The following is a 20,081-nucleotide window of genomic DNA, read 5'->3' on the forward strand; positions in this document are numbered from 1 at the left end:
TGCACTCAGGAGAACATCATGGAACTCGGCGCTTACAGCTTCGGCGACACCCAACGCAACCCCGACGGAAGCCTTCGGCCCACTGCGGAGGCCATCAGCAACCTCTTCGAGGCGATGGTCCTGGCCGACCACGCCGGGCTGGATTACTTCGGCGTCGGAGAGCACCACACCCTCGATATGCCGGCGTCTTCCCCAGGTGCTGTGATCGCGGCCGCTGCCGCGTCAACCAAGCAGATCAAGCTCGGCAGCGGCGCGAGCATCATCAGCACCGACGACCCGGTCCGGGTGTTCCAGCAGTTCGCCACCGCCGATGCTGTCTCCGGCGGCGGCCGGGTGGAAATCACCGCCGGCCGCGGATCATCCGTGGAGACGTTCCCGCTCTTCGGCTACGACCTGAACGACTACGACCGGCTCTACGCCGAAAAACTCGACCTGCTGATGACCATCAACAACAGCAAAACCGAAAACATCACCTGGTCCGGAACCGTCCGCCCTGACCTCCACGACCTGGCCGTCGTGCCCCGCCCGGTCAACGGCAGCCTGCCCCTCTGGCTCGCAACCGGGGGCAGCGCCCCGTCCTCGGTCCGCGCCGGAAAGCTCGGCCTGCCCATCTCGTACGGCATCCTCGGCGGCGCCCCTGCCAGGTTCGCCCCGCTCGCCGACCTCTACCGGCAGACCGCCGCACAGGCAGGACACACCGGCGGGAACATCAAAGTCTCGGTGGCAACCCTGGGACTCATCGCCCCCACCAAGGAAGAAGCGCTGGAACGCTTCTACCCCGGCTGGTACAACCTCAACATCGAAATGGGCAAACTCCGAGGCTGGCCCGCACCGGACCAGCGCCAGTTCCTGGCACAGGCGGACTACCCCGGCGCGTACTACGTCGGCGACCCCGACGAAATCGCCCAGCGCATCGCGGACCTGCACGGGTACATGGGACACATGCGCCACTTCCTGCAAATGGACATCGGCGGCCTGCCCCAGGAGCACTTCCTGGAATCAATCACGCTGCTCGCCACCGAGGTCAAACCGCGCGTCGAGCGCCTCCTGGCCGGCAAATAGGCCCGGCGTTCACGCACCCATCATTCCCCCACGTTCTCAACAGCAAGGAAGAAAACATGAACACCTACGTACTGCCCGAACTTGACTACGACTACGCCGCGCTGGAGCCCCACATCTCGGCGCGGATCATGGAGCTGCACCACAGCAAGCACCACGCCACCTACGTCGCCGGCGCCAACAACGCCCTCGCCCAGCTGGCCGAGGCACGCGACAAGGGCGACTTCACCAACATCAACCGCCTCTCCAAGGACCTCGCGTTCCACACCGGCGGACACATCAACCACTCCGTGTTTTGGAAGAACCTGTCCCCAGATGGCGGCGACAAGCCTGAGGGCGAGCTCGCGGCCGCCATAGACGACGCCTTCGGCTCCTTCGACGCATTCCTTGCCCAGTTCTCCGCCGCCGCCCTCGGCCTGCAGGGCTCCGGATGGGGCTTCCTCGCCTACGAACCCATCGGCGGAAACCTCGTCATCGAACAGCTCTACGACCAGCAGGGCAACACCGCACTCGGCACCACCCCGCTGCTGATGCTGGACATGTGGGAACACGCCTTCTACCTGGACTACGTCAACGTCAAGGCCGACTACGTCAAGGCCTTCTGGAACATCGTCAACTGGGCCGACGTCGCCAAACGCTTCGACGCTGCCCGCGCCAACGCCACCGGCCTCATTCTGCCGGCCGCCGCCGGATCACAGGCCTAAGGACGCTCCATGGAACTCGGCGTCTACAGCTTCGGCGACACCCAGCGCAACCCCGACGGGAGCCTCCGCCCCACCGCGGAGGCAATCAGCAACCTGCACGAGGCCATCATCCTCGCCGACCAAGTCGGCCTGGACTACTTCGGCGTCGGCGAACACCACACCGCGGACATGCCGGCCTCCTCCCCCGGGGCCATGGTCGCCGCCGCCGCAGGAGCCACCCAGCAGATCATCCTCGGCAGCTCCGTAAGCGTACTCAGCACCGACGACCCGGTCCGGGTATTCCAGCAGTTCGCCACAGCCGACGCCGTCTCCGGCGGAGGCCGGGTCGAAATCACCGCCGGCCGCGGCTCCTCCGCCGAGTCCTACCCCCTGTTCGGGTATGAACGCCATGACTACGACCAGCTCTACGCAGAAAAGCTCGACCTGCTGATGACTATCAACAACGCCGACGACGGCGCCCGCGTCAGCTGGGCAGGGACGGTCCGGCCAGCCCTGACTGACCTCGCGGTGGTTCCCCGTCCCGTCCACGGCCGGCTGCCCCTCTGGCTGGGAACCGGCGGCAGCGCACCCTCCTCGGCCCGCGCGGGAAAGCTGGGCCTGCCCGTCTCCTACGGCATCATCGGCGGCACCCCGTCCAGGTTCGCACCCCTGGCCAAGCTGTACCGATCATCCGCCGCCCAGGCCGGGCACAGCGGAGAAAATATCAAGATCTCCGTGGGAGCCTTCGGCCTGATCGCTCCGACCAAGAAGGAAGCAATGGAACGCTTCTACCCCGGATGGCACAACCTCAACATCGAGATGGGCAAGCTCCGCGGCTGGCCCGCCCCCGAGAAAAGCCACTTCGAAGCGCTGGTAGAAGCGCCCCGGCCCTACTACGTCGGCGCCCCCGACGAAATCGCACAACGCATCGTCGACCTGCACGGACACCTCGGACACATGCGACACTTCCTGCAAATGGACATCGGCGGCCTGCCCCACGAACACCTCCTCGAATCAATCACCCTTCTGGCCACCGAGGTCAAACCACGAGTCGAACGCCTCCTGAAGAACCTGTAAGGAAGCCTGCTACGGGGGCTGCAACCCGTAAACTACAGCCAAATAGCGCTGACACATCCAGGCCATTTAGCGCCGAACAATACCTACCGGCCGTACGAATTCGACGGCGGGCAAGGAACGGTCTCGTTGGCCCCCTACAGCGATAAACCCTCTCTTGCGGACCTGGGCATCTATCGAGAAAGCAGCTATTCGCCGTTCGGACGCAACTCCCCGGCGGGTGGGACGGGCCGGTACAGGGTCCGGCGGCTGACCCCAGTTAAAACCAGAGGCCGCAGGCTTTGGTACCACGCTCGCCCAGGGAGGCCATGCCGAACCTGAGTTTCATCAGTGTCATCTTGAAGGGCCGCCCGCCTTTCCCGCCACGGGCACGGGCCGAAGCGAGTCCCTCGGGTGCGTTCAGTGCTTAGCTCGCGTTCGAATTCAGCCAGGGCCGCGAAAATCCCGAAGATCACTTTTCGGCGCTGCTCGGCGCTCGTTTGTCCAAGGTCGCGGAATTACTGGCTTGTTGCGGCAGACCCCAACCTGACGTCAGGCGGTGGTGTGAAGGGTGTCCGGCTGGGCTCGGTTTGTTTCTTTTCTGAGACCGCCGGTATGAGTTCATATCGCTGAAGCTGACAGTGGACACGACCCCTACGGCTACTCCAAGAAGCAGACGTAGCTGCGGACACTGTCCACACCTCCCTTGGCCGGACAAATACACAACCACGCCGGCCCCCGCGCAACCAAAAGCGGCCTTCCGAGACCGTTCCGCACACGAGAGGCTTCGTCATGTCGTTCCCGCACCACAAAGCCATGAACAGGTATTGGCCACCCCAGACCAACCGACAGAACCGGAACGAGGAACCACCCGCACCCATAAACAGCAGGCGGTGAGCCCACCAGCCAGAGCACTGAACCCGCCACCCACACACCGGAATAGGCCACCGCGGCGGCCAGCCAGGCCACGGCCGCGAACCACCGTCAAAGTCCAACGGGCCAAAGCTTTGTACACACGCTTAAAGCGAAAACCCCCTTTGACGAGGGGGTTTTCGTGCCCAAGGTGGGACTCGAACCGGCTTCCACGCCTTGAATGCCCGGGTATGCCTACCGGGGTTAACTGGCTGGTGCCACAACGTCCTCCAGCACTGACCTGTCGAAAAAACGGATCTCGCCCGTTGCCTCGAAGAACACAGGAACTACTGATGTGCTCAGATCTTTGGACGTTTCGTAGATTTCAGTCGCACTCCCGTGCTTCCTCGCAATTGTTCCAATCAGATCGGTACCGCGAACCCGAACAGTTCGATATTTATAGCTCATCGTGACCCCTTCGTCCACTAGGGCACACCCTACCCCTTGGGAGTGCCGCTTCGGGGTTGCGCGCCTATGGCGCCAACACATTGATAGCCGGGGCTAGGGATCACTTCTCCATAACAGCAGAAATATCTGCCGTACTAACGGGCAGGCGTGACATCCACGAGGGCATCCACCCTTCCGTCCCCTTTCTCAAGGAAACGGCCCCGGTCACCGCGGACACCGCCCCCCAGCCAATAGGGATCAAACCGCTCTCGGGCTGAAACACGTCCGAACTCTGCGGCCGGCCGGGAGCGATCTAGCATGGGCGGGAACAACGAAAGAGGCGCCCTGCGAACGGATCATTGCTGATGCCGAAGTCATGCCGCTTCGTTCTTTCGCTTTGATAGACAAGTGGAACTTCTATCGCTGCTTGTCATTCTGATATGTCCCATGATCTCTGGGCGGGTCCTCCGCGCAACCAGGGCGCTACCGCGCCGACCCCGGCAACGAAAACTTCTCCAAAAAGCCGTGGATGCAGTCCCCGCGGATGAAGTTTTCGCCCCCGGCGCCGGTCCCCCAAGTTGCACTCCGGCCCCTCAGCCCAGCGGGTGGTCCCCTACCAGAACGACACCCACAGCCAAACAACCACAGAAAAGTCATGCAACAGAACGGGTGAAGGGAAAACCGGGATCATGGAAAAGCTCACGATCACAACACCATCAGATGTGCTCAGCTTCATCAGCCACACCCTGGGCTTCTGGCCGCAGGAAAGCTTGGTCTGCATCACCATGAACCAGAACAGTATCGGCGCGACCCTGCGCATCGATCTTCCCCGCCAACCCGGCCAGGAACTCCCCTGCGCACGAACCGGCGCCCACTACCTGACCAGCGACACTAATGCGTCATCCGTCCACTTCGCCGTCTACACCAGCGAAACCAGCCAGCACGGGCAGCCCAGACCCCAGGCAGGCACCATCGCCGCGCTCACCGGCGTGCTCGCCGAACAAGGCATCACCATCCGGGACGGACTCTTCGTCAGAGAACACACCTTCTCCCCCTACGACGGCGAACCCGGCACCAGCCTCGCCCTGCCCGTCAGCTCCACCCAAACCAGCGCAATCAACGCCGAATTCATCTACCGCGGCAGCTTCATCGAACCCACCGACCGGATCACTCTCCCGAGCAGCAACCAGGCAGAGGCCAAAGCTGCCGCCGTCGAACACCACGTGAACACCATCGCCTCCCAACCCACCGACACCGCACTCCAGCAAGGCCGGAGACTCTGGGCAGACATGCTCCACTCCAAGACCTTCCCGACAGATGAGGACTGCCATGCCCTCGTCGCGAACCTGCAATTCCCGGCAATCCGAGACCGGCTCATCGCAGACATCCCCGGAGTCGACGAACCCATGCAACAGATCCTGTTCGCCCAAACCGACCAGGCCCCCAAGTGGTCGCGCATGGCAGACCGAGGCTGTCGCCGGATCAAACGGGGACAAACCTCATCGGTTATCGTCTACAACCGCTACTGCTAATGATTGTCGGGCGAAGATCAGTGGATCCCAGGGCCTGTCTGGCCGGCTCGCCTAAGACCCGCCTCGTGCTCGCGCAGAACCAGTTCCATCAGGCCTGGGAAGCGACGGTCGAGCTCCTCGCGGCGAAGCCAGTTACGGTGGCGGGTGCCGTCCACTTCCTGTTTGATGATCCCCGACTCGCGGAGCACCCGCCAGTGCCTCGTCAGCGCCGATTTCGACACTCCGAAGTCAGAGCCGCTGCACGCTGTTCCGGGCTCCTGGGCGATGTAGTGAACGATCGCACGGCGGACGGGATCAGTCAGTGCGAACATCGCTTCAAACAGGTCGAATTCATCCTCGGCGGGGATTGAGAGTGGGTGCGCTAAGCGACTTGCCATGATCTTCTTCCGTATGCCCGGGTCGAAACTCTATGTACACTTTTGAGCGTACATAGGCTACTGTAAATGTACGTGCTGCCGTGTACATCATGTCATGAGTGCACGATGACTACCACCTAAGGCCATTCCCGCCACATATCCCCCACGCTGCCCCGCCTGTGTGGGAACTACGAACGAAGGAATCATCTATGAAGATCGCTGTTATCGGTGCCGGAGCTATCGGCGGCAACCTCGCACGTCGTCTCAGCGAAGCTGGACACGATGTGGTCGTCGCTGACGCCCGTGGACCTGAAGTCGTCGCTGACGAAGTCCTCGCCGCAGGTGCGCGTGCCGTTGAGGTGGATGCCGCCGTTGCCGATCGCAGCGTGATCGTGCTGGCGGTCCCCTTCTCGGTGCAGCCGGATCTGGCCGATCTCCTGGCCGCTGTGTCTGAGGAAACGATCGTCGTCGACACATCGAATTATTATCCCTTCATGCGGGGCCCGGTCGAGGCTGTTGACAACGGTCAGGTCGAGAGCGAATGGAGCCAGGAAAAGCTCCGTCGGCCGGTAGTCAAGGCCTGGAATGCTGCTCTGGCGGAAACTCAGCAGACGCGGGGCCTGCCGAAGGGTTCCCCTGACCGCATCGCGATTCCGGTTGCGGCCGACTCCGCCGAGGCTCGCGCCACGGTCATGCAGCTCGTTGACGATACCGGCTTCGATCCCTTCGATGCAGGCGTGATCGCCGACTCGTGGCGTCAGCATCCGGGCACCCCGGCGTACTGCACGGAGCTGGGCCTTGAGGACCTCGGCAAGGCTCTTGCCGAGGCCGAGAAGGACAAGGCGCCGATCACGCGTGACCGTCTCATGGAGTACTTCGGCTCGCTCGAGAAAATGCCGTCGCTGGACGAAACCGTCGCGATCAACCGTGCAGCACACAACTAACACCTGCCGATACAGATCGCAGGTCATGGCACTTACAGGTGCCCTAAGAAAGAGGAAAAAGAGATCATGACGACCATTGGTTTGATCGGGAGCGGGAACATCGGAAGCGGTGTGGCACGCTTAGCCATAGCGGCCGGCTACGAGGTGGTGCTGAGTAACAGCCGGAGCCCCGAGACACTTGCAGGCCTTGTCGCCGACCTTGGACCCCGAGCGCGAGCGGCGACGCCTTCCGAGGCTGCCGCAGCCGGCGACATCGTGATCGTCTCCATTCCCCTGAGCGCCTATCCGCAGGTGCCGGTCGCTGAACTCCGCGGCAAAACGGTGATCGACACGAACAACTACTATCCCGATCGGGATGGCCACTACCCGGAGCTCGACGACGAGTCGACGACGACGGCCGAGCTGCTGCAGGCCCATCTGCCGGAATCACGTGTTGTCAAGGCCTTCAACAACATCTACTTCCCCCACCTCACGAACCTGGCCCGGCCATCGGGGGACCCGGAGCGCTCCGTCCTCGCCATTGCCGGAGACGATGCAGCCGCGAAAGCAGCGGTGACCGAGTTCCTCGACGCGATCGGGTACGACACCCTAGACGCGGGCGTTCTCTCGGAGGGGTGGCGGTTCCAACGTGACACTCCCGCATACACCCGCCCGTATTTCAGCAGAACCGACCCGAACCTCGGTCGTCCGGTCTTCCGTGACGAGCTGGCCGCACGGCTGGCCGAGGCTAAGCGGTACCGCGACGTCGAAAGCGCCTAGCGAGCGTCGCCTGATCGTCGGGCGGTCACAGCAGTCGCATAAGTCTTCCCCACGAAAACCCCGGCCTCGCCGCCACGTTTTCGGCCGGGGCGTCATCGTCGCGCTCTCCACCTGGATTCGGAGTGACCAGGCGATCCTGAGCGCGACCCCTCGTCGAGCGAATGCTCGGGCTCTTGCCCGAGCGGCCCACATCTGACGAGAACCCCCTGCAAGAACAAGAAACGGAGCACGAACCATGTCACGACTGAACGGCAAAGTCGCCATCATCACCGGAGCGGCCAGCGGGATCGGCCTGTCCACCGTCGAGATCTTCGCGGCGGAAGGAGCGACGGTCATCGCCACTGACATCTCAGAGGACGCACGCAACCGCGCGGTCGAGGCTGTCACGGCCACCGGTGGAAAGGTCCTCGCCCGCACTCTGGACGTCAGTTCCCCGGAGTCTTGGCAGCGGGTTGTGAACGGCGTCGTCGCCGAACGGGGAACCATCGACATTCTCGTCAACAATGCCGGTATTGCTATCCCGAAGGGCATCCTCGAGGCCGAGCTGGAGGACTGGAACAAAGTCCTGGCAATCAATGCGACCGGCACATGGCTGGGAATGAAGAACGTCTTGCCTATTATGCAGGCAGCCGGACGGGGATCCATCGTGAATGTCTCGTCACTGGCCGCTATCACCTCAGGGCCTGCCGACGGCTGTGGCGCCGCCTACTCCGCATCCAAGGGCGCCGTCCGTTCCCTCACTAAACACGCCGCGCAGTGGTTCGCCAAAGACCACATCAGAGTCAACTCTGTCCACCCCGGTCCGATCTACACCAGTCTGATCCAGAACTATGGCATCACGAAGGAACAGGCGGCCGATCCCGTGAACGTGACACTCCCGCCCCACATCGGCGAGGCCTCCGACGTCGCCTACGGAATCCTTTACCTCGCCTCCGACGAAGCCAAGTTCGTTACCGGCGAAGAACTCATCATCGACGGCGGTTATGCCACCCACTAATCCCAGCCAATTACAGAAACGCGCGGGCTTAGACCCCATTCGACAGATAGGACGTATATGACAGTGGAAGGACAGATGATCCTTGGCATGCACCTCGGCAACGGGTACGGCTCGCAGGGCTCCGCCTGGCGTGCGCCCGGCGTCGACCCTGCCAACTACACCAGCTTCGAAGCTCAGGTGCGCTACGCCAAGGCCGCGGAGCGCGGGAAGTTCGCCTTTTTGTTCCTGCCCGACTTCCTGGCTCTACAAGGCGACGTGGACCGCGAGTCGCCCATGATCACCCTCGAACCCATGATGACCCTGGCGGCTATCGCCCGTGAAACCGAGCGCATCGGCCTCGTGGCCACTGGCTCCACGACCTTCAACGAGCCCTACAACCTTGCCCGACAGTTCAAGGCTCTGGATGTCATGAGCAATGGCCGTGCCGGCTGGAACGCGGTGACCACCAGCGACCCTGCATCTGCGGCCAATTTCGGACAAGCCATCGCGCCTCGGCCGGAGCGTTACCAGCGCGCCCAGGAGTCAATTCAGATCGCCCAGGCGCTGTGGGGCAGCTGGCGGCAGGACGCGTGGATCAAGGACACGACGACCGGACGTTTCGCCGACCCGGCGAAGATCCAGCCAATCAACATGCAGGGAGAGTACGTCGCCTCCCGTGGACCGCTGCCCATCCCACCCTCCGAGCAGGGACAGCCGGTCATCTTCTCCGCCGGCGGAGGCGGGAACGGGATGGAACTGGCCGGGCGCTACGCCAACGGAGTCATCGGCGCGGTGTTCACTATTGAGGACGCACGCAACCAGCGCGAGGCATACCGCGAAGCAGCCCGTCGAGCAGGCCGCAATCCCGACGAGGTGAAGTTCTTCGCTGGACTAATGCCGGCTATCGCTTCCACCAAACGTGCCGCCCTGGACCGTCGTGTCGCACTCGGTGAAAAGATATTTCCGGCCCGTGTCCCGTACCTGGGTTCCATGCTGGGACTGACTCTGGACGTCACTCAGCTCGACAAGCCACTGACCCCCTCGCAGCTGGCCGCAGCCCAGGCCAGCCCCTTCGATCCCCGCTCCGCGCGTGCCCTGGAAGTCGCCAGGGAAGGGTGGACGGTTCGCGACATCCTCGCCCATGGAGTCATCGACTACCACCCCACCCCCGTCGGACCTCCTTTTGCATGGCCAGCATCATCTGTCGGGTGGTCACAATCACTCCTTCTCTGATTCTGGGCAAACCTGCCCAGAACAGTAGTTGTGGGTGTGGAAATGCTGCAGCAAGCGGAAGACGCGATTCCTGCGGCAGGGTGGGCTACGGTGGTGGTCTCCCCGCATGCGTGCTAGTTGTGTGCCGAAGGCCGCAGCAGCGCCCGGTACTGGCCTTGGAAATAGAGAAGCGGATCGGGAACGGGGTTCTCGCTCGCTCCGAGTTCGAGGACTCGTCCGAGGATGATGAGGTGGTCGCCGGCATCGTGCTCGGCCCAGATGCTGCAGTCAAGCCAGGCAAGGATGCCGTCAAGGACGGGGTTTCCCTCCTTGGACGGAGTCCACTGGACATTCGCCCATTTGTCGGTGCCTTTCCGTGCGAACTGGCTGGACAAGCCTTCCTGCTCCCGGGACAAAATGTTGACCGCAAACTTTCCCCTGTCGCGGTTTCGCGGGTAGGTGGTCGAGGTTTTCATGACGCTGAACGACACGAGCGGCGGGTCGACCGAGACGCTGTAGAACGACTGACAGGTGAACCCGATTGGTCCTGGGTCGTCTTGGCCGGTGATGACAGTGATCCCGGAGGCGTAGCGACCTACGGTGCTGCGGAACAGGCCGGGGTCGTTGCTGAGTGTGGCGGTCGTTGTCATGCCGAGAGTGCTCCCTGCGGCTGCAGGCCGGTTCTGATGGCGGTTGTCACGTCACTCTCCCGACCCAGAGATCCGGGGGTCGAGCCCGTACTGCGCGGGCGCGCCAAGGTGGTCCCGGAGCGTGATGCCTTCGTAGTCGTCGTAGAAAAGCCCGCGTTGCTGCAACAGTGGAACGACTTCGTCGACGAAGGTGTCAATTCCGTCCTCGTTGATGTCGATGGAGACCCAGAACCCGTCGCAGGCACCAGCTTCGAACCATTCCTGCATGTGGTCCGCGGTGACGGAACTCGGCAACGGGTACGGCATGCAGGGCGGGGCATGGCGGGCACCTGGTGTCGACGCCTCCAACTACACCAACTTCGACGCGCAGGTGCGCTACGCCCAAGCCGCCGAACGGGGCAAGTTCGCGTTCCTGTTTCTGCCTGACTTCGTGGTCCAGACCGGGGACCTGGATCACGAGGCTCCGCAACTGACCCTCGATCCCCTGATGACAGCGGCAGCCGTCGCCCGTGGCACCAGCCACATCGGCTTGGTGGCCACTGGCTCCACGACCTTCAACGAGCCGTACAACGTCGCCCGCCAGTTCAAAGCACTGGACGTCATGAGCCACGGCCGAATCGGGTGGAACGCGGTAACCACCGCCGATCCAGGGTCGGCGGCCAACTTCGGCCGCCAGATCGATCCTCGCCCGGAGCGCTACCAGCGCGCTCACGAGACAATCCAGATCGTGCAGACACTATGGGGCAGCTGGGAGGAAGACGCCTGGCTCAAAGACACCGCGAACGGTCGCTTCGCCGACCCGGACAAAATCCAACCGATCAATCTCCAAAGAAACTATGTCGCCTCACGCGGCCCTTTGCCCATCCCGCCTTCCGAACAGGGACAGCCCGTTATTTTCTCCGCCGGCGGCGGGCAAAACGTGCTGGAACTCGCCGGCCGGTACGCCAGCGGGGTCATCGGCGCGGTATTCACCATCGAAGACGCCCGCGCCCAGCGCGAAGCAATCCGCGACGCCGCCCGTCGGGCCGGCCGCGACCCCGACGAGGTGAAGTTCTTCGCCGGGCTCATGCCTGCAATCGGCGCCACTAAACGAGCAGCGCTGGACCGGCGGGTAACCCTGGGCGGGCACACCTTCCCCGCCCGCGTCCCTTACCTGGGTTCCATGCTGGGCCTTGACCTGAAGGTGGATCAGCTGGACCAGCCGCTGACCCCCGCCCAACTGGCGGCAGCTCACGCCAGCCCGTTCGATCCTCGCTCCCCGCGGGCATTGGAGATCGCCCGGGAGGGGTGGACCATCCGCGACGTACTGGCCCATGGCGTCATCGACTACCACCCGACACCGGTAGGTCCCGCATCAGTGACGGCTGACCACATGCAGGAGTGGTTCGAAGCCGACGCCGTCGACGGCTTCTGGCTCCTCTTCGACGTCTACGAAGACGCGATCGACACTTTCGTCGACGACGTCGTCCCCCTGCTCCAGGAACGCGGCCTCTACCACCTGGACTACGAAGGAGCCACCCTGCGCGAGAACCTTGAAGCCCACCAACAGTACGGACTCGACCCCCGTCTGGGCGGCGGACAGTGAACGCAGAACCAAGGAACAGCATGAGGATCCCCGTTATCGACTCCAAAGCGATCGGGGGCAAGCTCGCTCGAGACTGATCAGCCTAGTGGCATGAGGGGGGTTTAGCCCAGGCTTGTGATCCTGGGTGTCTGAGACAACTACACCCCAACCTGACTCAGGCGGTGGTGTGAAGGGTGTCCGGCTGGGCTCGGTTTGTTTCTTTTCTGAGAACGCCGGTACGAGTTCATATCCCAGAGCCTGACAGTGGACGCGACCCCTACGGCGCACTCGAAGAAGCAGACGTAGGTGTGGACACTGTCCACACCTCCGTTGGCCGGACAAATACACGACCACGGCTCCCCCGCGCAACCAAAAGCGGCCTTCCGAGACCGTTCCGCACCCGAGAGGCTTCGTCATGTCGTTCCCGCACCGCAAAGCCATGAACGGGTGTTGGCCATCCCAGACCAACCGACAGAACCGGAACGAGGAACCACCCGCACCCATAAACAGCAGGCGGTGAGCCCACCAGCCAGAGCACTGAGCCTGCCACCCACACACCGGAATAGGCCACCGCGGCGGCCAGCCAGGCCACGGCCGCGAACCACCGTCAGAGTCAACGGGCCAAAGCTTTATACACACGCTTAAAGCAAAAACCCCCTCTGACGAGGGGGTTTGCGTGCCCAAGGTGGGATTCGAACCAGCCTCCTCCCCTGAAAATCCGCCACTCCCCCGAAAACATCCCGAATCCGGCCCCGTCCGATACCGGTACAACCGAATCCGAAGCCCAGGGTGTGCACAGTGTGCAAACCCTCTTTTGTGAGCACTTTGAGCCCCAACCCATCCGAGTGTGGCGGTCCTTTGGGGCGCTGGGAATCCCTCTCCACCACCAACTGCCGCGCAGGCCAACTGCGACGAGACGACGACGTTCCCGGGCTCAGCCGGAACCCGACTGACGAAATGCGCCGAGCAGTGATGTGCGGACCCAGCCGAGAACTGGAATTCGTACAACGTCATAGCGTTGCGACCTCCCCTCGACCATTTCATGGGCGCAGACAGCGGAAGAGAGCATGACCAAGACTTCGCTCCATGGAGCACGGAACATCCATAAGGGCCCGCCCTTCCAACACGACGGAATCTCCATTATCGGCGTTCCGAAATCACTCAGGAGTAGGGGCTCCGGGCCGTGCACGAAGGCCGAAACGGGTGAGCCGTTAAAGGGCTCGAAGCGGTTACTGAACCGCCACTGCTGCTGTTTAGGGAATTGTTGGACATTCTTTTTGGCTGGCGGGCTTCCGTTGTGGTCATGCCGCTATGCGTGCGGCAACGGGGCTGGGTGAAAACAGAGAAGCTGGCCGGTTTGCAACCGGCCAGCTTCCTGACAACCACTTGGAGCAGAGCCCCGACGTCGTTCGATCGCGGTCGCGACCGGGTCGAAGAAGTTCTCGGTGAACAATTCCGACCTGCCGATCACCAGGAACACCAGGCCGAGGCCGAAAGCAAGTGCCCCGGCCAGTTTCCCCGGGCCAGTTCCCAGAGCCGGCGCGATCAGTTCCCTGGCCATGGCCATAGCGACGATCCCGAATACGATCGTCACCCCGGCGATGAATCCGGTGGACACCTGCTCGAGCGCAGGCATGTCCAGCCGACGCCCGCCCTCACGCTTGGCACGGTCATAGATCTCATTCGGGGCCGGCGCAGTCATGCCCCTTTCTTACCTTCCCCACTCCTTGGCGCACAGGATCTCCGTAGGGGGTAGGCGTTGTTTTCACTTCCAGAAGGGCTCCGTCATTCACTGCCCGTTCTTATCCCAGATCGTCACCTTGATGCTCAACCGGACGTCCAGAGTGGAGGCAAGGTTTCCTCCAGAGATCGGGAGAGCTCCTTGTTGCTGGTGGTATGTTCATTGGCGTTGATCTCGCCCTGCAGGGTTGCGCTGGTTAGTGAGCACCCCGGTTCCATTTGAGGCAGGTCCCGTCAATGTCCCTTCGTCCACCGCGGACCATGCACTGGTGGCCACGGCCGGACGGGGCACGGGCCGCATCTTTAAAACCTGCCGCAATGTCCGCCGGGTATAGTCCCGGTTCCGGCCCGTCAGTTCAACCTGCTCGCTGTGGAATCGGGGCTCAGCGGCCTTGGAATGGTGTTCCCTGAATTAATGATGGCCTGAGCCGGTGGTACCGAACATCAGGGTTCTGCGGGGAACGTCGTAAAACACAGTCTCTGAAGTCGATAGCAGATCTTGAAGATTGTCGGCATCCTGGGAGTTCAGGGTGAGCACCTCTTCCCACGCTCCCTGGTCAAGGACCAACTGAAGAGTCCAAGTGCCCGGCTTGCCCGGCTCGCCCGCTACCCAGCTGAACTGGTAGTGACTGACTTGGCGGACCTTGATGCTGTCATCGGTTAGAGGCTGCCTCGGTGTAGGGGTCATAACCATCTCCTGAACGCGCTGGCCTGGAACTCCACGGAAGTGGCATCCCCCAGCAATATAGCCCGATACCTATTACCAGGCCAGATTTGAGTTGCAGCCCTTTTTGTTTCAAAGGACGATCGGGCAACGCACCGAGGTCATCACCCCGGAGTCACTGCGCGCTGAACTGGCAAAGCTGAGCGATGCCCTGTCTGTCGAGCATCCCGAGCTGGCCGCCTGCCGGTTCACTCCGCACGACTTCCGCCGTCTGTTTGCTACAGACCTCGTCAATCACGGCCTGACCATCCACATCGGAGCCGCACTCCTTGGCCACCTGGACGTGCAAACCACCCATGGCTACGTCAGCGTATCCCAGGGACGTCATCCGGCCCTACCAGGCACTTGCCAGACGCAGAGCCGCCCGTCCTGCCAGGGAGTACCGGGCGGCCAAGGACACGGAATGAATGGGCCAAATTCGAAGAGCATTTCGACAAGCGAAAGGTCGAGCTCGGCAGCTGCGTCCGCCCCTACGCCACCCCCTGCGAGCACGAACATGCCGGTGTCCGTTGCCCCATGCTCCAAGTCGACCCTGTCATGATCGACCGCCTCGATGAGATCCAATCGACCTCATCACCCGACGTGCGCTGGCGGAAGCAAACGGATGGCTCGGTGAGCTCGAAGGCGTCGACCTCACCCTTCGATTCCTTCAGGACAAGCGCGCAGACGCACAACGACTCGCCCGGCTGGGTCCGACCATGCTGGGCATTCCGATCGTCCGTCCTTGAACGGATTCCTCAAACCTATTTCCCCGTTCATCCTGGCCGCAGCTGGGGGCCAGCTCCTACGGCATGTCCTTTGCTCAGGCCTGTCAGTCCGATTCATAACGATCGAGGATGGACTGCATCTGGGATATTTCCTGCTGCTGAGACTCCACGATTCCCTTGCAGAGCTCAACAATCTCCGGATCAGTGATGCCCGATTCCTGACAGACCAGAACGGCCCGGGAGTGGTGAGGGATCATTGATTTCAGGAATTCCTCGTTGCCCACGAAGGTTTCCGTCCGTCCAAGCGCGAACGCGCCACCAAAAAGGACGGCGAAGCCGACCAACATGGCAATGTTCGCTTTTTTGTTCTTGAACATCGACCACATGCCAACGACCATAACGATGGCCATCGCTGAAACCATGACCAGAGCCATCCAGAAGTTACTCAGATTGAAGTAGAAGTGATCGATAGACCGAATCATGGACATCGACAACATCCACATAAGCCCAAGACTGACCAGCAACATGATGCCGAACTTCACGTACATCCCACTGGAACTGCCATGGCCGGAATGGTCTTGCCCTGACGTGCCTTCGTGGGGATTGTCCCTATTTTCCGCTGCGTTCACTGTTACTCCTTCAGTTAACGGCTATCAGCCCAACGAAGACAGGAGTTCCTCGCAGGCCTTCTCACAGCGGTGGCATGCTTCAGCGCAGACCCGGCAATGCTCATGCATTCCTGCGTGCTGCTCACACTCATCACCACAAGCTTTGCAGGCGGTCCGGCATGCCTCGAGGACTGCTCGTGTGAGGTTCGCGTCATACCCGGTGTGGCGGGACAGGACATTTCCGGTAGTGGCGCAAATGTCAGCGCAGTCCAAGTTCGTGCGGATGCATTTAGTCAGGTCCGCCACCATGTCCTCACTCAGGCAGGCGTCGGCGCAGGCGGTACAGGTCTGCACACATTCGAAACATGCCTCGATAGAATCGGCCAGCTTCTGACGGTCAACACCGCCGAGCTCTTTCGGATAGGTTTCCAGCATTGAAGTGATGTGGCTCACGGACTTCTCCTGATCGATAGACGAAGAGAGGAGCCGGCGGGCCGCCCGCCCCTATATAGACAGTAGCCTTACTAGTTGTGTCTGCGAAGTGCAGAGAACTTCGCCGAGTTCGAGCGGTCCCTGATCCGGGAGCGGCAGCGGGAAGGCATCGCGCTGGCCAAGCAGCGCGGCGCCTACCGCGGACGGAAAAAGACCCTCACACCGGAACGGGCGGCGAGCTGATCCAGCGGGCCGACAGCGGAATCCCCAAATCCGTCCTCGCCAGCGACTATGGCATCAGCCGGGAAACGGTGTACCAGTACCTGCGCCAAGCCAAACTGCCCTGACACCCTCCCCTGTCGAGCAAGCCGCTGACGCAAACAACAGCCAAGCCAGCTTGACGGAATCCTCATTATCGGCGTTCCAAAAGCACTTAGGCGCAGGGGCTCCTGGCCTGCGTGGTCAGTGTACGCAGGCCGGAACGTCCGAGTCGTTGAAGGGCTCCAACCAGTCCCTGAACTCCATGGGGGCGAGGCCGAGCTGCATGTTCAGTCCAGCGTCGCCTTCGAAGCCGTCCATCGCTCTCTGGTAGAGCATTTCACTGTCGGTATCTTCGAGCATGCGTTCTTCCAGCCCGCCGCCAGCCGTCGGTAAAGCTCGTGGGCTCCTACCGTTACGGCACCGCCGAAGAGCTGGTGAAACTCAACGAATCTGGGAACTGGATGCGCTCGTCACGAACTACCTGCTGCGCCAGCAGAAGCTGCATTCGAAGGATCGCCATGGGGCCAAGTTGGTCAAGAAACATGATGCCTGTTGACCCCAAGCTCACGCGGGCTGAGGGGGAAACCACGCCAGCAAATGGGCCCAGGAGCGTCATTGCGACGGCCCCTCTCGCGGGCATCAGAGTGGCCGGTACTTCCAGGGGCGAAAGCTTTGCTTCCTATGCTGAAAGGCTTGCCAGATATAGGTCAATATAATGAACTTTTCGAATTTCGACTTGTCGCCTATGGATGGTCCCTCAGTGGCGGGGCCGCTGGACTGGTTTCCGCTGATCCGGCAGAAGAGCCTGACCTTAGATTGAGGACGGCTTCCGCCTCCCTTTGTCTTGACCAAATCCGCCGTTCGGCGTTCCCTGCCCAAACGGCTACCCTTATGCCCCAAGCAAACCCGGAAGGACCTATGAGCATGACAACGGCATTCCTTGGCTGCGGATCGATGAACGAAGCCATCCTGGCTGGCCTGCTGAAAGCCGGAACAGCGCCGGAAGAAGTCATCGTGACGGTCCGCCGCCCTGAACGAGCGGTTGAACTGGACTCCCGGTATCCGGGCCTGAGCGCCATGGCCGTGCAGGAAAACCCCGAGAGCAACAAGCGCGCGACCACTTGGGCCGACGTCGTCATCCTCGGAGTCAAACCGGCAGGGATTGCCGATCTCGCCCGAGAGATCAGCAGCTCGTTAGCACCCGAAACCGTGGTCGTTAGCGTGGCCGCAGCCGTGACCCTGACGCAGCTGGAAGCTGCCTTGCCCCAAGGCCAGCCAGTGATCCGGGCCCTGCCCAACACACCCATCAAGCTGGGACGCGGGGTTGTAGCACTTACTCCCGGCAGCCACTGCGGCCCTGAGCAGTTGGGCCAAGTCAAAGGCATTCTCGAAGGCACAGGCACTGTTGTGGAGGTGCCGGAGGAGCAGGTAAACGCTGTTTCGGCCATTAGCGGCTCAGGCCCGGCCTACGCTTACTATTTGGCCGAAGCCATGGCTGCCGCAGGTGCAGAACTGGGCCTCGACCCGGAACTGTCCGTTCTTCTGGCCCGTGAAACGGTGGCAGGCGCGGGCCTGATGCTCGCTGAACCCGGCGCCGATGCCTCCGCCCTGCGCAAGACCATGGCCGGCCCCGACAGCATCACCCTTCGCGCCCTTGCCGTTTTCGATGAGCGGGGCACGCCCGGCATCATCACCGAAGGGGCCCGTGCAACGGTGGACCGATCAGCAGAAATCACCCAACAACTCAGGGCAAAGCGTCCCTAATTGCCATGAACGGCATGGCAGGGGGGATGCGCACGTGTCGCGGCGCTTCCTGCAAACGCCTCACAGCTGGAAAACAGACCAAGTGACCAGGTCAAGCCCTCCCGGGGACACAAATGCCGGTCGAAACGCAGGCAAATGCCGACTCCCCTGGGACCGTCAGTAGTGCGTATCCCTCATGCCTGGTGGGCGCCCCCGCCCCACCTACGGTCTTCTGGACGAAACTGATCTCCTGATTTTCGTCGGGACCGTCACACCGGAACGGCCGGCGGAGGTGGTCCAGCGGGCAGCGAATGGCATCCCCAAATCCGTCCTCGCCAGCGACTACGGCATCAGCCGGGAAACCGTCTACCAATACCTGCGCCAGGCCAAACTGTCCTGACACCCTCCCTGTCGTGCCAGCCGCTGACCCAATCAACAGCCAAACCAGCTTGACGGAAGGTCCATTATCGGCGTTCCTTGCGACTGGATTGGTGGTGCCAGCAGATGTGGACGGGCGCACCATTCTGGAAGTGGTGACAGGTGATGTGGCGCGTGATTTTAAACCCGTTTCCCTGTTCGCTCAGGAGCTAAGGCGGTAACCCATCTTTTCACCTATGTTCAGGCCTGCCTGCTTAAGCGCTTCGATCAGCCCAGCCTGTTTTTCAGGTTCGAACCTGAAAGACGGGCCAGAGATGCTTACCGCCCCAATGACAGTTCCCTGGTGGCCATGGATAGGGACGGCAATGCCGTTAAGTCCGTCCTCGAGTTCACCTTGCACCGTCGCATAGCCTAATTTCGCCGCTGCCGCCACTTCCGCCTCCAGTTCCTGCCGCGAGGTGATGGTCTGGTTTGTTAATGCGGGCATACCGGATTCATTGAGCATGCGGTCGCGCTCCGCGGCAGACAGTGAGGCCAGAAAGACTTTTCCGCTTGAAGTAGCGTGAATGGGCGTAAGAAGTCCCATCCAGTTCTTGGTACCCAGCCTGGAGGGCCCGAACGCTTCGTCGATGTTAACCACGTGGTTCGAGTTCAAAACGGCCAGGTTGACGGTTTCCCCGAATTTAGCGGCGAGGGCTTCCAGGACGGGGCGCGCTTCCTTGGCCAGATCGAGCCGCACCGGTATCGAGTTTGCCAGATGCAGGATGCCAAGTCCGAGTTGATACCTGCCTCTCCCGCTGCTCTGTGCCATTCCTTGTGCTTCCAATGCGCGGAGAAGCCGGGAAATTGTCGACTTGTGGACTCCCATCTCCTCTGCGACTTCAGTGACGCCGGCACTGCCAGCCCGGGCCAGAATCTTCAGGACTGTAATGGCACGATCAACTGACTGAAGACTTCCCCCCTGAAGGTACCCGTTGGAATTCGTGCCAACGTCACGTACTGAAATGGCCATGACTTCATACTCTCACCCAAGCCCCCAGTTCGCAGGACAGAGAAAGAGCGCTTTGGAGCATGTCCCTCAGGGTATGCATTTCGTGATGGACTGCTATCTCGCATATGTGTCGAGCAGCACCCGCTGCGGCCGAATGCCGGGCTCCCCCAGCGCGCGTCTTGTCACCGACCCAGAAAATGGGGACAGCCAGCCCCTGCTGCTTCCGGCAGGCATCTTCAGTCCTGCGCTTTGTGTCAAATGGACACCAAGCCGGATGCTACTACTACATTTGGAGCGCTGGCTGCCCCGGCTCCAGCTGGTCGGTAATCTCCGCCAATGGCACCGGCTTGCGACTGTTACCCCGCAAAGCAAGTTCAAGGACGGACCCCCTCCTCAAAGAAACAGTCATT

Annotated in this window: 21 protein-coding genes and 1 pseudogene; 14 read left to right on the forward strand and 8 right to left on the reverse strand. The window is 61.9% G+C overall.

The window, feature by feature from the left end; translation table 11 throughout:
* Positions 1–18 precede the first annotated feature (18 nt).
* The 4 genes from ACTHQX_RS11105 (at position 19) to ACTHQX_RS11120 (ending at position 5,626) form a co-directional block, all read left to right on the forward strand.
* Entirely contained in the window at positions 19–1,062 is a 1,044-nt protein-coding gene (locus ACTHQX_RS11105) for an LLM class flavin-dependent oxidoreductase (RefSeq protein ID WP_236808135.1), read from the forward strand.
* Positions 1,063–1,118: 56 nt separating this feature from the next.
* Entirely contained in the window at positions 1,119–1,763 is a 645-nt protein-coding gene (locus tag ACTHQX_RS11110; RefSeq protein ID WP_236808134.1) for a superoxide dismutase, read from the forward strand.
* Between the two features lie 9 nt (positions 1,764–1,772).
* Positions 1,773–2,819, forward strand: coding sequence for an LLM class flavin-dependent oxidoreductase (locus ACTHQX_RS11115; protein WP_236808133.1), 1,047 nt, complete (start codon positions 1,773–1,775; stop codon positions 2,817–2,819).
* A gap of 1,964 nt (positions 2,820–4,783) precedes the next feature.
* Positions 4,784–5,626, forward strand: a complete 843-nt coding sequence (locus ACTHQX_RS11120) for a DUF4192 family protein (protein ID WP_236808132.1) — start codon at positions 4,784–4,786, stop codon at positions 5,624–5,626.
* A 17-nt stretch (positions 5,627–5,643) separates the two neighbouring features.
* Here ACTHQX_RS11120 and ACTHQX_RS11125 read toward each other — a convergent pair whose 3' ends face one another.
* Complete coding sequence (locus ACTHQX_RS11125; RefSeq protein WP_236808131.1) at positions 5,644–6,003, reverse strand: ArsR/SmtB family transcription factor; 360 nt, start codon at positions 6,001–6,003, stop codon at positions 5,644–5,646.
* A gap of 188 nt (positions 6,004–6,191) precedes the next feature.
* On the opposite strand from ACTHQX_RS11125, the gene ACTHQX_RS11130 reads away from it, so the two are divergent.
* The 4 genes from ACTHQX_RS11130 to ACTHQX_RS11145 all read left to right on the forward strand — a co-directional run bounded on the left by ACTHQX_RS11130 (position 6,192) and on the right by ACTHQX_RS11145 (position 9,894).
* Positions 6,192–6,926 carry an NADPH-dependent F420 reductase gene (locus ACTHQX_RS11130; protein ID WP_236808130.1) on the forward strand — a complete coding sequence of 245 codons (735 nt, stop codon included), beginning with the start codon at positions 6,192–6,194 and terminating at the stop codon, positions 6,924–6,926.
* Positions 6,927–6,992: 66 nt separating this feature from the next.
* Positions 6,993–7,685: an NADPH-dependent F420 reductase gene (locus tag ACTHQX_RS11135; protein WP_236808129.1), complete on the forward strand. Its 693-nt coding sequence runs from the start codon at positions 6,993–6,995 to the stop codon at positions 7,683–7,685.
* 235 nt (positions 7,686–7,920) lie between these two features.
* A complete protein-coding gene (locus ACTHQX_RS11140; protein WP_236808128.1) occupies positions 7,921–8,682 on the forward strand; it encodes an SDR family NAD(P)-dependent oxidoreductase in 762 nt (253 codons plus the stop codon).
* 57 nt (positions 8,683–8,739) lie between these two features.
* Entirely contained in the window at positions 8,740–9,894 is a 1,155-nt protein-coding gene (locus ACTHQX_RS11145) for an NtaA/DmoA family FMN-dependent monooxygenase (RefSeq protein ID WP_440157665.1), read from the forward strand.
* 113 nt (positions 9,895–10,007) lie between these two features.
* On the opposite strand, the gene ACTHQX_RS11150 is transcribed toward ACTHQX_RS11145, so the two are convergent.
* Both ACTHQX_RS11150 and ACTHQX_RS11155 read right to left on the reverse strand, forming a co-directional pair.
* Positions 10,008–10,523 carry a flavin reductase family protein gene (locus ACTHQX_RS11150; RefSeq protein ID WP_236808126.1) on the reverse strand — a complete coding sequence of 172 codons (516 nt, stop codon included), beginning with the start codon at positions 10,521–10,523 and terminating at the stop codon, positions 10,008–10,010.
* Positions 10,524–10,574: 51 nt separating this feature from the next.
* Positions 10,575–10,790, reverse strand: a complete 216-nt coding sequence (locus ACTHQX_RS11155) for a hypothetical protein (protein ID WP_236808125.1) — start codon at positions 10,788–10,790, stop codon at positions 10,575–10,577.
* Here ACTHQX_RS11155 and ACTHQX_RS11160 point away from each other — a divergent pair.
* Positions 10,789–12,108, forward strand: a complete 1,320-nt coding sequence (locus tag ACTHQX_RS11160) for an NtaA/DmoA family FMN-dependent monooxygenase (RefSeq protein WP_236808124.1) — start codon at positions 10,789–10,791, stop codon at positions 12,106–12,108. The two genes, ACTHQX_RS11155 and ACTHQX_RS11160, sit on opposite strands and share 2 nt — an antisense overlap.
* Positions 12,109–13,396: 1,288 nt before the next feature.
* On the opposite strand, the gene ACTHQX_RS11165 is transcribed toward ACTHQX_RS11160, so the two are convergent.
* Positions 13,397–13,789: a formate/nitrite transporter family protein gene (locus tag ACTHQX_RS11165; protein ID WP_236808123.1), complete on the reverse strand. Its 393-nt coding sequence runs from the start codon at positions 13,787–13,789 to the stop codon at positions 13,397–13,399.
* A 537-nt stretch (positions 13,790–14,326) separates the two neighbouring features.
* Between ACTHQX_RS11165 and ACTHQX_RS11170 the strand changes: the two genes are divergently transcribed.
* Positions 14,327–14,491 (forward strand): hypothetical protein, encoded by a 165-nt coding sequence (locus ACTHQX_RS11170; RefSeq protein WP_440157664.1) that lies wholly within the window; start codon positions 14,327–14,329, stop codon positions 14,489–14,491.
* 127 nt (positions 14,492–14,618) lie between these two features.
* Positions 14,619–15,092 (forward strand): tyrosine-type recombinase/integrase, encoded by a 474-nt coding sequence (locus ACTHQX_RS11175; RefSeq protein WP_440174590.1) that lies wholly within the window; start codon positions 14,619–14,621, stop codon positions 15,090–15,092.
* 270 nt (positions 15,093–15,362) lie between these two features.
* Here ACTHQX_RS11175 and ACTHQX_RS11180 read toward each other — a convergent pair whose 3' ends face one another.
* Both ACTHQX_RS11180 and ACTHQX_RS11185 read right to left on the reverse strand, forming a co-directional pair.
* Entirely contained in the window at positions 15,363–15,887 is a 525-nt protein-coding gene (locus tag ACTHQX_RS11180) for a DUF305 domain-containing protein (protein WP_236808121.1), read from the reverse strand.
* Positions 15,888–15,911: 24 nt separating this feature from the next.
* On the reverse strand, positions 15,912–16,301 hold the full coding sequence (locus ACTHQX_RS11185) for a four-helix bundle copper-binding protein (protein ID WP_236809251.1): 390 nt from the start codon (positions 16,299–16,301) through the stop codon (positions 15,912–15,914).
* Positions 16,302–16,418: 117 nt separating this feature from the next.
* Between ACTHQX_RS11185 and ACTHQX_RS11190 the strand changes: the two are divergent.
* Positions 16,419–16,645 (forward strand): annotated as a pseudogene (locus ACTHQX_RS11190) (recombinase family protein); the annotation flags it as partial.
* A 115-nt stretch (positions 16,646–16,760) separates the two neighbouring features.
* Here the strand turns inward: ACTHQX_RS11190 and ACTHQX_RS11195 are convergent.
* A complete protein-coding gene (locus ACTHQX_RS11195) occupies positions 16,761–16,919 on the reverse strand; it encodes a hypothetical protein (RefSeq protein WP_236808120.1) in 159 nt (52 codons plus the stop codon).
* A gap of 558 nt (positions 16,920–17,477) precedes the next feature.
* Between ACTHQX_RS11195 and proC the strand changes: the two genes are divergently transcribed.
* Together proC and ACTHQX_RS11205 are read left to right on the forward strand one after the other, a co-directional pair.
* Positions 17,478–18,323, forward strand: a complete 846-nt coding sequence (proC, locus tag ACTHQX_RS11200; protein WP_236808119.1) for a pyrroline-5-carboxylate reductase — start codon at positions 17,478–17,480, stop codon at positions 18,321–18,323.
* Positions 18,324–18,594: 271 nt separating this feature from the next.
* Positions 18,595–18,702: a helix-turn-helix domain-containing protein gene (locus ACTHQX_RS11205; RefSeq protein ID WP_440157677.1), complete on the forward strand. Its 108-nt coding sequence runs from the start codon at positions 18,595–18,597 to the stop codon at positions 18,700–18,702.
* Between the two features lie 180 nt (positions 18,703–18,882).
* Here the strand turns inward: ACTHQX_RS11205 and ACTHQX_RS11210 are convergent, their stop codons facing one another.
* A complete protein-coding gene (locus ACTHQX_RS11210; RefSeq protein WP_236808118.1) occupies positions 18,883–19,692 on the reverse strand; it encodes an IclR family transcriptional regulator in 810 nt (269 codons plus the stop codon).
* Positions 19,693–20,081 lie beyond the last annotated feature (389 nt).

The organism is Arthrobacter sp. SAFR-023 (assembly GCF_051965295.1).
Lineage (GTDB): Bacteria > Actinomycetota > Actinomycetes > Actinomycetales > Micrococcaceae > Arthrobacter.